General features: G+C 56.5%; 9 protein-coding genes and 1 tRNA gene. All 10 read right to left on the bottom strand.

Annotated elements, in window-relative coordinates; all coding sequences use genetic code 11:
- Positions 1-17 precede the first annotated feature (17 nt).
- The 10 genes from OZX67_RS04205 to rpsA all read right to left on the bottom strand — a co-directional run bounded on the left by OZX67_RS04205 (position 18) and on the right by rpsA (position 13970).
- Positions 18-674: an NUDIX hydrolase gene (locus OZX67_RS04205; protein ID WP_277144493.1), complete on the bottom strand. Its 657-nt coding sequence runs from the start codon at positions 672-674 to the stop codon at positions 18-20.
- A gap of 127 nt (positions 675-801) precedes the next feature.
- Positions 802-1680 carry a Nif3-like dinuclear metal center hexameric protein gene (locus OZX67_RS04200; RefSeq protein WP_277144490.1) on the bottom strand — a complete coding sequence of 293 codons (879 nt, stop codon included), beginning with the start codon at positions 1678-1680 and terminating at the stop codon, positions 802-804.
- A 338-nt stretch (positions 1681-2018) separates the two neighbouring features.
- Positions 2019-5210, bottom strand: a complete 3192-nt coding sequence (gene polA, locus OZX67_RS04195) for a DNA polymerase I (RefSeq protein WP_277144488.1) — start codon at positions 5208-5210, stop codon at positions 2019-2021.
- Positions 5211-5328: 118 nt separating this feature from the next.
- Complete coding sequence (locus OZX67_RS04190) at positions 5329-6108, bottom strand: response regulator (RefSeq protein ID WP_277144486.1); 780 nt, start codon at positions 6106-6108, stop codon at positions 5329-5331.
- Positions 6109-6232: 124 nt separating this feature from the next.
- A tRNA-Leu gene (locus OZX67_RS04185) sits at positions 6233-6306 on the bottom strand.
- Positions 6307-6549: 243 nt separating this feature from the next.
- Positions 6550-7998 carry a pyruvate kinase gene (pyk, locus tag OZX67_RS04180; protein WP_277144484.1) on the bottom strand — a complete coding sequence of 483 codons (1449 nt, stop codon included), beginning with the start codon at positions 7996-7998 and terminating at the stop codon, positions 6550-6552.
- A 139-nt stretch (positions 7999-8137) separates the two neighbouring features.
- A complete protein-coding gene (locus tag OZX67_RS04175; RefSeq protein ID WP_277144482.1) occupies positions 8138-9121 on the bottom strand; it encodes a TerC family protein in 984 nt (327 codons plus the stop codon).
- A gap of 267 nt (positions 9122-9388) precedes the next feature.
- Positions 9389-11503 (bottom strand): excinuclease ABC subunit UvrB, encoded by a 2115-nt coding sequence (gene uvrB / locus OZX67_RS04170; protein WP_277144480.1) that lies wholly within the window; start codon positions 11501-11503, stop codon positions 9389-9391.
- Positions 11504-11651: 148 nt separating this feature from the next.
- Entirely contained in the window at positions 11652-12365 is a 714-nt protein-coding gene (gene coaE / locus OZX67_RS04165; RefSeq protein WP_277144478.1) for a dephospho-CoA kinase, read from the bottom strand.
- 117 nt (positions 12366-12482) lie between these two features.
- Positions 12483-13970 carry a 30S ribosomal protein S1 gene (gene rpsA / locus OZX67_RS04160; protein ID WP_277144476.1) on the bottom strand — a complete coding sequence of 496 codons (1488 nt, stop codon included), beginning with the start codon at positions 13968-13970 and terminating at the stop codon, positions 12483-12485.
- Positions 13971-13980 lie beyond the last annotated feature (10 nt).

Here is a 13980-nt window from a genome sequence, read left to right as displayed (position 1 = left end):
CCCGGCTACTAAAAGGATTATTTATCAGCTGCCAACTGCTCACGCAACCGGCGAATCTCCTCGTGCTGGATGGCGATGGTGGAATCCGCAGCCTGAATGCCGATGCCTGTCAGTTCCTTCCACGTCACCCACGTCGATTGCACATGCTCGTCCTTGTCGAAATGGCGCAGTTCCTGCTTCCAAGCCGAGAGATGAACAACGAAAATATGCGCCAGCTCATTGGTCATGCCACCAGAGGAATAGAAATCACCGACGTGCTCGATTCTCACGGATTGCTCGTCTTTCGGCGTGACACCCGTTTCCTCTTGCAGCTCTCGCAAGGCCGAAATTTCAGGCCTCTCGCCATCCTCCATCAATCCTGCCGGGAAACCGTACGTAAATTTATTCGGCCCGACACGATACTCCCGTTCCAACAAATATTTATCCTGGACCTCGTCATGAACCAACATCACCACTGCCTGCGGATGAACCAGAATCTGTCGCCGTACAGGCACTTCCCCACCATCGGTTTTCGCGAGCGCCAGCCTGCGGTCATCGATATGGAAAATGGCTCCACGATAGACGGTTTCGCTAGAAACCAACCGTATCGGCGCCTCCATATTCACGCCATCAGTGGATTCCTGCAGACGCCTGTTGACCTCTTTGCGAATACGCTCTGTCGTTTCCACGCTCATTACCCCAAACTTCCTTTATCACGACTTTTGACGGTGCCGAACTATCACATTCCGATATATCAATATAGGCTATTCCGTTTCAGATAGAACGGCCACAATGGCATACATGAAACCGTAAAACCAACGACTATTCCCGACCCAGCACAAGTTGCCAAGGATCAGTAACGATACCAACACGTTTCGTTTCCGGGCGGAAACCGGTGGCCTTCTCAATTCCGTCGGCAATGTCGTCAAGCGCGTATCTGAACCACATCGACTCGATGGCCGAATGCGGGGTATTGATCAGCGCCGGTTTCATGGTCGTGTGATTGAGCGTCGCCTCGTACCAAGCCTGTTGCAAGGCATCCGTCGCCGGGTGATGGCGCAAGTCACTGGTCACGTAAACATCGGCACCACTCTCGCGAACCTCATCAAAATCAGAATCACCGGAACCCGGCAAAACGGCGATCTTCCGAACATCTGCGTCCAAATCGCCCGCAACCTGAATCCCATAGTTCGTTTTCGGCACCTCCGCGGCAACGCGCTCGGCAAACGCACGCAACGTCATCGGTTTCACCAACGTACCGACGCGCCCAAGTCCGACGGCATGCCCGTTCTCTTCGCCGGCAGGTACCAACGGCGTCTGGTTCTGCAATCCAAACGCGTCGGCCGCAGCCTGGGCGACGCCGCGATAGGCGACATCAGCGTTGGTGTGCCCGACCCACAGACCACAATGCGCCCGATACAGCTTCCCGGCAATGGCACCGTGGACGCCAAGCCCGGAAACCTCGTGCACCGCCCGGAAGAACAAGGGATGATGGCAGATGAGCAAGTCAGCACCCATCGCAATCGCTTTGTCTACCACAGCCATGGTCGGGTCGGCGGCGAAGACGATCTTGCCGACGGCATCGTTCAAATCACCGACTATCAGCCCCGGAAAGTCCCAATCCTCGGCATACTTGAGGGGATACAATTGTTCCAATACTTTGACAACTTCGGCAAGCCTTGGCTTCTTCTTTTCTGACATGTTTCCTCCGAACTATTCGCGTCCATTTAAAACGTTACCGGTAACCACATCGCATTGCTGGACATACGCCTGACACACAATTAAGCAGCCTGACACATAATTAGATAGCCGAAACCGACATCACCTGCGCAACAGCATCGCCGCGCTTGCGCCCAGCATATACAAAATGGCTCTACTTCTTACCAACAATAGAGCCATAGTCAAACACTTTTACCGGCTAACCGACAGGCCAGCCGGTTGGGAAGCCAAGAGCCGGAAAACACCAATCACAGCCGATTCACTCGAAGCGTCAGTACAAAACGGACCGTATACGCCGTATCAGCATTCCCTACCAGCCATCAGTGCGCAGCAGCCTGCCAATCGGAGCCAATGCCGATGGAGACGTCCAGCGGCACGGCCAGGTCGACGGCGTGTTCCATAGCGTTGCGTATCAAGTCGCTGACCTGCTCGCTCTCCCCCGGCGCGACCTCCAGCACGAGTTCGTCGTGGATCTGCAGGATGACGCGGCTCTTGACCCCAGCCTTGCGCAGCGCATAGTCGGCGCGAATCATGGCGATTTTCATGATGTCGGCGGCCGAACCCTGAATCGGCGCGTTGAGCGCCCCACGCTCGGCGGCATCTCGCACCTGACGGCGCGAGGACTTGAGCCCCGGGAAGTAACGGCGGCGACCGAACATCGTCTCCGTATACCCCTTTTGTCGGGCGGTGGCGACGAGCGATTCCAGATAGTCGTGGACCTTGCCGAACGTGGCAAAATACTTGGCTTTCAGCACATCGGCCTCGGCAGGACTGATCTTGAGCTGTTGCGAAAGCCCGTAGGTGCTCAGCCCGTAGGCTAGCCCGTAACTCATCGCTTTGACGTGGCTGCGTTGATCGGAAGTGATTTCATCCATCGGAATGTCATACACAAGGCTGGCCACATAGCGGTGGAAGTCCGCGCCCGACTTGAAGGCCTCGATGAGCGATTCGTCGCCGGAAAGGTCGGCCATGATGCGCAGCTCGACCTGCGAGTAATCGCAACTCAGCAACGATTCGAAGCCTTCGCCCGGCACGAACGCGGAACGGATCTCACGGCCTGTGGCGTTCCGGTTGGGAATGTTCTGCAGGTTCGGATCGACCGAGCTCAGGCGCCCGGTGGCCGCGACGGTCTGCTCGAAAGTGGTGTGAATCCTGCCATCCTTGGGATTGACGGCTTCCAGCAGCGTCTGCGCAATCTGCTTCAGCTTGTTGGTCTCGCGGTGACGAAGCAACGCGCCGAGAAAATCACTCGCCTTCTCGTCGTTGGCATACTTGACATACAGATTCTGCAATGTGGCCGCGTTGGTAGTATACGAGCCGGATTTGGTCTTCCTGGAAGGGGTGAGTCCCATTTCGTCAAACAAGACCGTCTGCAGCTGCTTCGGGCTCTGTAGGTTGAGTTCGTGGCCGGCGGCTTCGAAGGCAATCTGCTGGGCCTGATCGGCATCGGCCGTAAATCCGTCAAGCAGCTCGTGCAAGCGCCCCAAGTCAACCTTCGCGCCGGCATCTTCGATGCCGTATAGCACCTGGGAAACCGGGAGTTCGATGGAACGCAACAGACCATATTGCTTGCGCTGGTCGATTGGCGTCTTCAGGAAGTCGGCGAGCGCCCGCACAATGGCACTATCTTTTACAGCCTCCTGCTGGGCTTCCTTGGAAGCGTCATCATTACCTGCAGCACCATCGTCGTCTCCTCCCAAATCAAGCTCGCCTTGAGCCTGTTTGGGCTTGCTATCCTCGATTTCCAATCCGAGGAAATGTTCGGCGGCCTTCCCGAGCGTTTCGGCATGGAAATCAGGCTGAACCAGATACCCGGCAAGTTTGGTGTCGAAAAGCGGCCTGCGCATGGTCACTCCCGCCGAAGCCAGCATGTGCAGGTGTTCCTTATAGCCGTGTACCACCATCGAGGTGTGGAAAACATCCAGCAGGAACTGCAGCGCGGAACGCATGTCGTCATCAATGATTTCGGCACCGAATACCGCCGCCTCGTCATCGGCCAACAGCACGACGGCTTCCAGTTTCGCGTTTCCCGGTTTCGACCGGCCAGAAGCGTAAAGCACCCATGAATGATTGACCTTTTCAGAGCAGCACATATCACGATCGACCAGTTCCGGCCCCTTGGCGCCGTCGATGATCGCCTGCTCGTCCGCCTTTTCGGCAGCGCGAACTTCGGCATCGTAGCTGTTTTGCTTATCGGCAGACGTCTGGTCCGAATCATCATTCGGTTTGGTCTCCGCTTGACTGTCACTTTCCGAGCCATCATCGGGTGAACCGTCATTCGGTTTGGACTCCGCTTGGCCGACAGTTTCCGTGCCATCATCTTTTTCGCCAAAAGTCTGAATAATCAGATCGGGGTTGATCTTGCCTGCGGGGAACACCGGCGCGATGTGCGCGTCTATCCAGTCCCCCAGCTCTCTGGCATTGTGGATTTCTGTGACATGAGGTTCTTTGACGATGGGCTCGTCATCATCGGCATCGGTCGCGGCCGTCGCAGAAGTTGAATCCGCGTCCCCCGGCATGACCCCGCCGTTGAAGGACTTGACCAGCCGGTTCTTGGAACGGTTGCTGAACTGGAGCTTGGAGAAGACCTCGTTGACCTTGTCCATATCCATGCCTCCGAGCGTGAAGTCATCGATGGTGGCCCCGAGGTCAAGGTCGCGCAGCACGGCATTGACACGGCGGTTGAGCTTGACCTGGTCGATGTTGTCTCGCAGCGCCTGCCCTTTCTTGCCGGGCAGCTCGTCGGCGTGCTCGATGATGCCTTCAAGTCCGCCGTACTGGTTGATCCATTTGGCCGCATATCCGTCGCCGACACCCGGTACTCCAGGGATATTGTCGGCAGTCTCACCGCGCATGGCCGCCAAATCGGGATATTGCTGGGGGGTGACATGGTATTTTTCGACGATAGCGTCCGGGGTCATGTGCTTCAAATCCTTGAAGTGATGGCCCGGATAGAGCACGGTGATGTCGTCGTCAATCAGTTGGAACGCGTCGCGGTCGCCGGAAAGCACCAGCGTCTTGTACCCGGCATCCTCACCCATCGAGGCCATGGTGCCGATGATGTCGTCACCTTCGTAACCTTTCTTCTCGACGTATTTGACACCGAGTGCCTTGAGCAAATCCTGGATGATCGGCAGCTGGCTTAGCAGTTCCTCGGGAGCCGCATCCCGCGTCCCTTTGTATTGCGGAAGCATCTTGTTGCGGAACGTACCACCGGCCATATCGAAAGCAACGGCGAGATGGTCGGGTTTCTCGTTATCGAGCACCTGCGCGAGCATGGTCGAAAATCCCCAGACGGCATTGGTCGGCTGGCCGGTGGAAGTGGAAAAACTTTCGACGGGCAAGGCGAAATACGCGCGGAAAGCAAGGGAATGGCCATCCACCACCAGAAGCGTGCCTTTGGTTTTCGAGGTACCAGTGGCACCGTTCGTCGTCGCGCTATTGCTCGTTTTCGAGGTATCGTTCGATTCTGCGGTGTCGTTGGCTTTCTTGGTACTTTCGTTGCTGCTCATAAGATCGTCATTCCTTGCAATTTCGTTTCGTACGCTCTGTTGGTTCCACTATACAAATATCGCCTGCCGATTCATAGGCGAATCGACAGGCGACTTCATAAAATTTTTGTGGCTCAGCTCAGTGCTGCTGAGGTTCCGGCTTCGGATCGCCATACTTGGCGATGATGGCCATGGCCAGACGCTTCTTGGGGATGCGCTGATCCATGGAGGTCTTCTGAATCCAGCGGAAGGCTCCCTGCTCGGAGAAGTCCGCCTTGTCCATCAACAGACCCTTGGCGCGGTCAACGAGCTTACGCTCCTCCAGCGTGTCCTCAGCCTTCTTGAGCTTTTCTTCGGCTTCCTTGAGCTGGGACTCGGTCTCCTTGAGCTTGCCTTCGTTCGCTTCGACGGTATCGAGCAGATCGTTGATTTCAGCGAAGCGGCCCATGGCCACTTCCAGCGCCGGCAACAGCTTGGATTCCTCATACGGCTTGGTGACGTAGGCCATGGCACCGGCACCGGTGGCCTGCTTGACCAGATCGGGCTGGGAATATGCGGTCAGCATGACGACAGGAGCGATGTTCTCGTCGCAAATGGTTCCTGCTGCGGCAATGCCGTCCATACGGGGCATCTTGACGTCCATGCAAACGACATCAGGGCGGAACTTGCGGGTAAGCTCGACGGCTTCCTCACCATTGGCAGCCTCACCGACGACCTTATAACCATTGTCTTCAAGCATGGCGACCAAATCCATGCGGTTCACAGATTCGTCTTCGGCAACTACGACGGTACGCTGACGCGGTTTGCCTTCCTTTTCGGCTTTTTCATTCTTGGCTTCGTCGCCGACGGATTCGATGTCATCGGTGGCGGCGGCCTTTAATTCCTCATCGGTCAGTATCTGATCCATATCATTATCCATTTCTGTATACACTCCTGCACCCGTTGTCTTCGTGCCTTCTCAGTCTCTTGTGACAAATGTCGAGTACAAAGGACATTGATACTATGATATATCAATCATTCAAAAGTAATAAACCCACTCAACGTGCCCTTGGTGGGACTCGAACCCACACTGCACAGATTTTGAGGCTGTTTCCTCTACCAATTGGGATACAAGGGCTTGTATCGGGCCGCAATCCAAGATTGCAACCATTTAAAAATAGCATAATCAAGCGACGTCAGAGTGTCGATTTCGTCTTCTGCGTGTCTTCTCGCGCGTTCTGGGCATTGACCTCAAGCAAAAACATGAAACAATCTTTGGCTCCAGAAACATATCGGTTTTAAGAGCCAAAGATTGCCTTCAAAAACAGTCGAACTTTCAGCTAACGGCTATACCATCTGGCCGAAATCCATCTGCGTGATTTCAGTCAGCGTCGCACGCGCCCACGGTGTGGACGTAAAGCGAATCGGTGCGGCCGGACTGGTGCGAGCCCTGGGCGGAGCTCAGCACAACGATCTTGTCGCCGTTGACGACCTTGCCGGCGTCGCGAAGCAGCTTGTCGGTGAAGATCATCAGCTGATGACGGTTCATATCATGGTAATCGTCCTTGACGCAGAACGCTTCGGTGCCCCAGCTCAGAGCCAGCCAGTGATAGGTGTGCTCGTTGTTGGTGATGCCGTAGATCGGGGCGGCCGGACGTTCGCGGGAAACGCGGTGCACGGTGGAACCGGTCTGCGTGTAAGCGACGATGGCCTTGGCATTGATCTTGTCGGCCAGATCGACGGCGGCGGAGGAAACGGCGCCGGTGCTCGACATGTCGAGGTTGGCGATGGAAGGAATGCGGTCGAAGCCGTGCTCGGTGGCGTAGCCGGAGATACGGGCCATCGTGTTGACGGTCTGTGCCGGGTACTTGCCGACGGCGGTCTCGTTGGAGGTCATGGTCGCATCGGCACCGTCGAGAACGGCGTTGGCGCAATCGGAAGCCTCTGCACGCGACGGAATCGGGGAATTGACCATGGATCCCAAAACCTCGGTCGCCACGATGACGGGCTTTGCGTATTCACGGGCGAGCTCGATGCAGCGCTTGGTGACCAGCGGAACCTCTTCGAACGGCATTTCGACGGCCATATCGCCACGGGCGACCATGATGCCGTCGAAGGCCTTGACGATGTCTTCGAGGTTCTCGACAGCCTGCGGCTTCTCGATCTTGGCGACGATCGGGATGCGACGGCCTTCCTCGTCCATGATCTCGTGGGCGCGGTCGATGTCGGTGGCGAAACGTACGAAGGACATGGCGATGATGTCGGCGCCGGTCTGGATGGCCCAACGCAGGTCGGCCTCATCCTTCTCGGTCAGTGCGGGGAGGCTGACGGCGACGCCCGGCAGGTTGATGCCCTTGTGGCTGGAAACCGGTCCGGCCACGACGACCTTGGTGTGCACGTTGTTGCCTTCGACCTTGGTGACCTCAAGACGGACCTTGCCGTCGTCGATCAGGATCGGATCGCCGGGATGGCAATCGCCGGGCAGCCCCTTGAACGTGGTGGAAGTGATGTGCTCGTCGCCCTCGATGTCGTCGGTGGTGATGACGAATTCCTGGCCGGCCTTGAGCTGGACCTTGTCTTCGCCTTCGGCGTTCTTCTTGAACCAACCGCAACGAATCTTCGGGCCCTGCAGATCAACCAGAGCTGCGACGTTGCGGCCCGTGGTCTTGGAAGCCTCACGGATGTTGTTGTAGACCTTCAAATGGTCTTCGGTGGTGCCGTGCGAACGATTGAGACGTGCGACATCCATACCGTTCTTGACCAGCTCGGTCAGGTTCTCCAACGATTCGCTCGCCGGTCCGATGGTGTCTACGATTTTTGCTTTCCTCATGAATACCTGCCTATTCTTTCTGACATTTGTTTGGCGGGAACCAACCCGCAACATATATCCAGTCTACTAGCATTCGCAGGCATCGGTAGCCGTTACGCCGACTTTTGTGTGAGCGTTCACATACGGCATTAGTCGTCGTCTACTTCGACTTGGCAGCATTCTTTTTCATCTTGATGACACTGGCCAAAGCCGCCGTTCCGATGGCTACGATGATGACGACGAGCGATACCCAGGTCGGAATTTCCGGCACTTGCGTAATCGGATGACCACCGTTGATGAACGGCAGGGAATTGCCATGAAGCGCTTCCATCACCAGCTTGACGCCGATGAACCCGAGCACTACTGCCAATCCGTATGGCAGGTACTCCAGCTTGTCGAGCAACGCACCGAGCAGGAAGTAAAGCTGCTGAAGGCCAAGAAGGGCGAAGATGTTGGAGGTGAAGACGATGAACGGGTCTTTGGTAAGGCCGAAAATGGCGGGAATCGAATCAAAGGCGAACATCACGTCGGTGGTTCCGATGGTCAGGAAAACAATCAGCATCGGGGTGAAGAACTTCTTGCCGTCGATGGTCGTACGAATCTTTTCGCCGTCATAGTGTTCCGTGATTTTCACCACTTTGCGCAGTGCACGGATGATCGCATTTTCGTGGTATTCCTCGTCGTCATCGTCTCCCGCCACCAGTTTCACAGCGGTATAGATCAGGAATGCGCCAAAGATAAAGAAGACCCACGTGAAGCGTTGGATGACTGCGGCACCAACCAAGATAAAGAGGCCGCGCAAAATGAGGGCGATGGTGATGCCGACGCTCAGTACGTACTTCTGCAGTTTCCTGGGCACGGCGAAATTCGTCATGATGATGACGAAAACGAACAGGTTGTCGATGCTCAGCGAATATTCGGTGAGCCAGCCGGAATAGAACTCGAGCGCCGGCTGCGAGCCGGACACCCACCAGACCAGACCGCCGAAAATAAGCGCCGCGACCACGAAAAACGCGATATGCTGCACACACTCCTTGGTGCTGGGTACATGAGGCCTGCGCCCGATCACAAACAAGTCGACGACGAAGAAGATTGCAAGCACCACGTATGTGGCAATCATGAACGCTAGGGGTGTTTCGGCCATAAAACTAGCCTACGAGGTGCGGGTGACCTGAAACAATCAAAGTTTGTTATAAAACAAGCTTTTGTGGTTGGTCGTTGGGGCTGGAATAAACTTTCACGGGACACTTTGTCTGAGCCGTCAGACGGACGGACCGGTGAACCGGCCTGGGCGAAGTGAGCGCGATTCTCGGGCGCGAAGGCAAAATCATCGGATTTTGCTCGGCCAAGTCTACGCCCGAGAAAGTTTATCCCAACCCCCAACTCATGTTGCGTAAATATTAAGATTTTTTTACTTCTGCGCCTCGGTAATCTGGCGGAGCTCCTTTTTGAGGTCACGGATCTCGTCACGCAGACGGGCGGCGAGCTCGAACTGGAGCTGTTCGGCGGCAGTATGCATCTGGTCGCTCATCTGACGAATGAGGTCGGCCAGGTCCTGCGCGGGTAGACCGGCATTGACGATGGCGTCATGGTTCTTCTTAAGATCCGCATCATCCAAACTGGTCAGGGCGATGCGCTTGTCGCTACCGGCGCGCTTCTCGTCGCGGTAGCCGCCGGCCAGAAGCGTTTCAGTGTCCACATCCTCACGAGCGAGCATGTCGGTGACGTCGCTGATCTTCTTGACCAAAGGCTTGGGGTCGATGCCGTGTTCCTTGTTGTAGGCAATCTGCTTCTCACGGCGTCGGTTGGTCTCGCTGATGGCGGTCTCCATCGCGTCGGTGACCTCATCGGCGTACATGATGACGGTGCCCGATACATTACGCGCGGCGCGGCCGATGGTCTGGATAAGCGAACGATGCGAGCGCAGGAAGCCTTCCTTGTCGGCATCCAGAATCGCCACCAACGAGACTTCGGGCAAATCAAGGCCCTCGCGCAAGAGGTTGATGCCGACGATGACGTCGATCTTGCCTTCGCGCAGCTCACGCAGCAGCTCGACACGACGCAAAGTATCCACATCCGAGTGAAGGTACTCGACCTTGATATCGCGTTCCAGCAGATAATCGGTGAGATCCTCGGCCATTTTCTTGGTCAGTGTCGTCACGAGCACACGTTCATGCTTGGCCACGCGGTCCTTGATCTCTCCGAGCAGGTCGTCGATCTGCCCCTTGACCGGACGGACGATGACCTTCGGGTCCAAGAGGCCGGTAGGCCTGATGACCTGCTCGACCACGCCATCGGAAAGCCCAAGCTCATAGTCGCCTGGGGTTGCGGAAAGGTAGACGGTCTGACCGACTCGCTCAAGGAACTCCGGCCATTTGAGCGGCCGGTTGTCCATCGCGGAGGGCAGACGGAACCCATTCTCCACCAACGTACGCTTCCGGCTGGCATCGCCTTCGTACATGCCGCCGATCTGCGGGACGGTGACATGTGACTCGTCGATGACCAACAGGAAATCGTCGGGGAAGAAATCGAGTAGGGTATGCGGCGGGCTGCCCGGCTCACGTTCGTCGAAGTGACGGGAATAGTTCTCGATGCCTGAGCAGAAACCGACCTGCTGAATCATTTCCAAGTCGTAGTTGGTACGCATTTCGAGACGCTGAGCCTCCAGCTCCTTGCCCTGTTTGCGCAGCTCGACGGTACGGTCGACCAGTTCCTCTTTGATGGTTTTCAGCGCGTGTTCGGTGCGTTCTGGGCCGGCGATATAGTGCGAGGCCGGGAAGATATGAACCTGTGGCTCGTGGGCGATGACGTCACCGGTCAGCGGGTGCAATGTGGAAATACGGTCGATTTCGTCGCCGAAGAACTCGATGCGGATGGCCAGTTCCTCGTATACAGGAATGATCTCGACGGTGTCGCCGCGCACGCGGAAAGTGCCCCTGGTGAAAGCGATGTCGTTACGCTTGTATTGCATCGCGACGAACTTGCGTAGAAGCGCATCGCGGTTGATCTCCTCCCCCTCATGCAGGAAGAGCATACGACCGGCGTATTCCTCAGGCGTACCCAAACCGTAGATGCAGGAGACGGTGGCCACCACCACGCAGTCGTCTCGGGTCAGGAGGTTCGCGGTGGCAGCGTGGCGCAGACGTTCCACATCATCGTTGACATTGGAATCCTTTTCGATATAGGTATCGGTCTGCGGAATGTAGGCTTCCGGCTGGTAGTAATCGTAATACGAAACGAAATAGCTCACGGCATTGTCGGGCATCAGCTCGCGGAACTCGGCACATAGCTGCGCCGCCAAGGTCTTGTTGGGCTCCAGAATGAGCGTCGGGCGTTGCAGTTTCTCGATCAGCCAAGCAGTGGTCGCGGTTTTGCCGGTGCCGGTGGCACCCATCAGCACCACGTCGTTCTCGCCGTTCTCGATGCGTCGTGCGATCTCGTCAATGGCCTCCGGCTGGTCGCCGGACGGCTTATATGGCGCCTTCACCACAAACGGATGATGCGTACGCTCGATATTGAACCCCATGCCTGTTTCGATTCCTTTCCCACTCGGCGTTTCAACGACGGCCAAAAATACATGAAGCCGTTTGCTCGGTTTCGTTTCGAAAGCCCGGTTTGCTGACGGCTTTACGGCCATATTCCCACGTTTTACTTTATGGCGGATTCGGCCTCGCTCACTGCCATTGTGCGAACAGCATATCAAGACGGTCGAACATTTGTTCGATTGATTGCGTGGAGTCGATGACCACGTCAGCGATGGCCTCACGCTGCTCGCGACTCGACTGGTGGCGTATCCTGCCCTCGGCCTGTTCGCGGCTCATTCCCCGCGTATCCATCATCCGCTGGATACGAGTTTCCTCAGGCGCCTCAACGGTAAGAATATGGTCGAATGTGAACGGAATGGTGTCGATGACTTCGGCCAGCAAAGGCACGTCGTGGACAATCACAGGATTCGAAGAGGGTTTTCCGGTAGGCAATAAACGGTTATTATCCGAAAAATCCGTGTTATCGAAATTATCGGCCCCACCAACATCATCGCCATTGCGTTTACTGACTTTGGCCTTGCATTCCTCAACGAATTGCCGTTCCAGCTCCTGCGCACGGCGGTAAATCAGCGGATGTTCGATATCATCAAGGCGCGTTTTGGCATCGGGCGCAGCCTGGGACGAGAAAACATGTGCAGCCATCCATTTGCGATTCAAAGAGCCGTCAGGCGACATTGCCTCAGAGCCGAATTCCTCGACGATTTGGCGGATCCCCTCACTGCCCTGCTTCACCACCTCGCGAGCCAGCTGATCGTAATCGATGAGATAGGCTCCGCGTTCCTTCAAGTGAGAGGCGACGGTGCTTTTGCCCGCCGCGATGCCTCCGGTCAACCCGATTCTCATGTATCCCCCGATACCGCCGACTTTGACAAGAACTAAAAATAAAGAAGGTCGGCACAAGCGTTAAAGCCTGCACCGACCTTTTCTCACGAAATCACCGTGAAATCACCAAAGGTGACCTCACTTCTTCTCCTTGAGGAGTTCCTCACGAAGAGCGGCGAGCTTGTCGGAACCGGCAAGCGTACCTTCGGATTCGTTCTCCGAGGAGTACTTGGTGGACTCTTCGGCAGCCTTTTCGGCATGAGCATTCGCACCCTGGCCATCCTCGGCGGCGGATTCCTCCGCGCCTTCGATTTCCTTGGCGACGAAGGCCTTATGCTGCTCCCACAAATCGTGGGCGGCCGCATACTGGTTCTCCCACTCCTCGCGCTGCTTCTCGTAGCCGGCGATCCATTCGTTGGTCTGCGGGTCGAAGCCTTCGGGGTACTTGTAGTTGCCTTCCTCGTCGTAATCGGCAGGCATGCCGTAGAGTGCCGGATCGAAGTCCTCGCTGGCGGGATCGACGGAGTCGTTGGCCTGCTTCAAGGACAGGGAGATACGGCGACGATCGAGATCGACGTCGATGACCTTGACGAAGATCTCCTCGCCCTGCTTGACGACGGTTTCCGGGTTGTCGACGTGACGGTTGGCGAGCTCGGAAATGTGGACCAGGCCCTCGATGCCGTCTTCGACGGAAACGAACACGCCGAACTGCACGATCTTGGTGACCTTGCCCTTGACGATCTGGCCGGGAACGTGGGTGCGTGCGAAGCGCTGCCACGGATCTTCCTGCGTCGCCTTGAGAGACAGCGAGATGCGCTCGCGATCCATATCGACGTCGAGCACCTCGACGGTGACCTTGTCGCCGACCTTGACGACCTCGGACGGATGGTCGATGTGCTTCCAGGAAAGCTCGGAAACGTGGATGAGACCGTCCACCCCGCCGAGATCGACGAACGCGCCGAAGTTGACGATGGAGGAAACGGTGCCTTCACGAATCTGGCCCTTCTTGAGCTGCGCCAGGAAGGTCTCGCGGACCTCGGACTGGGTCTCCTCAAGATACTGACGACGGGAGAGCACCACGTTGTTGCGGTTCTTGTCGAGCTCAAGGATCTTGGCCTTGATCTTCTGGCCGATGTAAGGCGAAAGGTCGCGGACGCGACGCATTTCGACGAGCGAAGCAGGCAGGAAGCCACGCAGGCCGATGTCGACGATCAGGCCGCCCTTGACAGCTTCGATAACGGTGCCTTCGACAACGCCGTCGTCGTTTTTGATCTTCTCGATATCGCCCCAGGCGCGCTCATACTGGGCACGCTTCTTGGACAGGATAAGACGTCCTTCCTTGTCTTCCTTGGTGACGACAAGGGCTTCGACGGTGTCGCCGACCTGGACGACTTCGTCGGGATTGACATCTTTCTTGATGGAAAGTTCGCGGGAGGGAATGACACCCTCGGTCTTGTAGCCGATGTCGAGCAGCACTTCGTCGTGATCGACCTTGACGACCGTGCCCGTGACCAGATCACCATCATCGAAATTCTTGATGGTGGAATCGACTGCCTTGATGAAGTCTTCTTCGGTGCCGATATCGTTGATCGCGACCTTGGTGACTTCGTTATTGTTCTCTGCCATTAAAAGTGGT

The sequence above is a fragment of the Bifidobacterium sp. ESL0728 genome (assembly GCF_029392015.1).
GTDB lineage: Bacteria > Actinomycetota > Actinomycetes > Actinomycetales > Bifidobacteriaceae > Bifidobacterium.
This window is presented reverse-complemented; position numbering and strand designations above follow the sequence as displayed.

Coding starts and splice junctions, on each gene's coding strand:
- OZX67_RS04205 (WP_277144493.1), bottom strand. CDS start 674: ATGAGCGTGGAAACGACAGAGCGTATTCGCAAAGAGGTCAACAGGCGT.
- OZX67_RS04200 (WP_277144490.1), bottom strand. CDS start 1,680: ATGTCAGAAAAGAAGAAGCCAAGGCTTGCCGAAGTTGTCAAAGTATTG.
- polA (WP_277144488.1), bottom strand. CDS start 5,210: ATGAGCAGCAACGAAAGTACCAAGAAAGCCAACGACACCGCAGAATCG.
- OZX67_RS04190 (WP_277144486.1), bottom strand. CDS start 6,108: ATGGATAATGATATGGATCAGATACTGACCGATGAGGAATTAAAGGCC.
- pyk (WP_277144484.1), bottom strand. CDS start 7,998: ATGAGGAAAGCAAAAATCGTAGACACCATCGGACCGGCGAGCGAATCG.
- OZX67_RS04175 (WP_277144482.1), bottom strand. CDS start 9,121: ATGGCCGAAACACCCCTAGCGTTCATGATTGCCACATACGTGGTGCTT.
- uvrB (WP_277144480.1), bottom strand. CDS start 11,503: ATGGGGTTCAATATCGAGCGTACGCATCATCCGTTTGTGGTGAAGGCG.
- coaE (WP_277144478.1), bottom strand. CDS start 12,365: ATGAGAATCGGGTTGACCGGAGGCATCGCGGCGGGCAAAAGCACCGTC.
- rpsA (WP_277144476.1), bottom strand. CDS start 13,970: ATGGCAGAGAACAATAACGAAGTCACCAAGGTCGCGATCAACGATATC.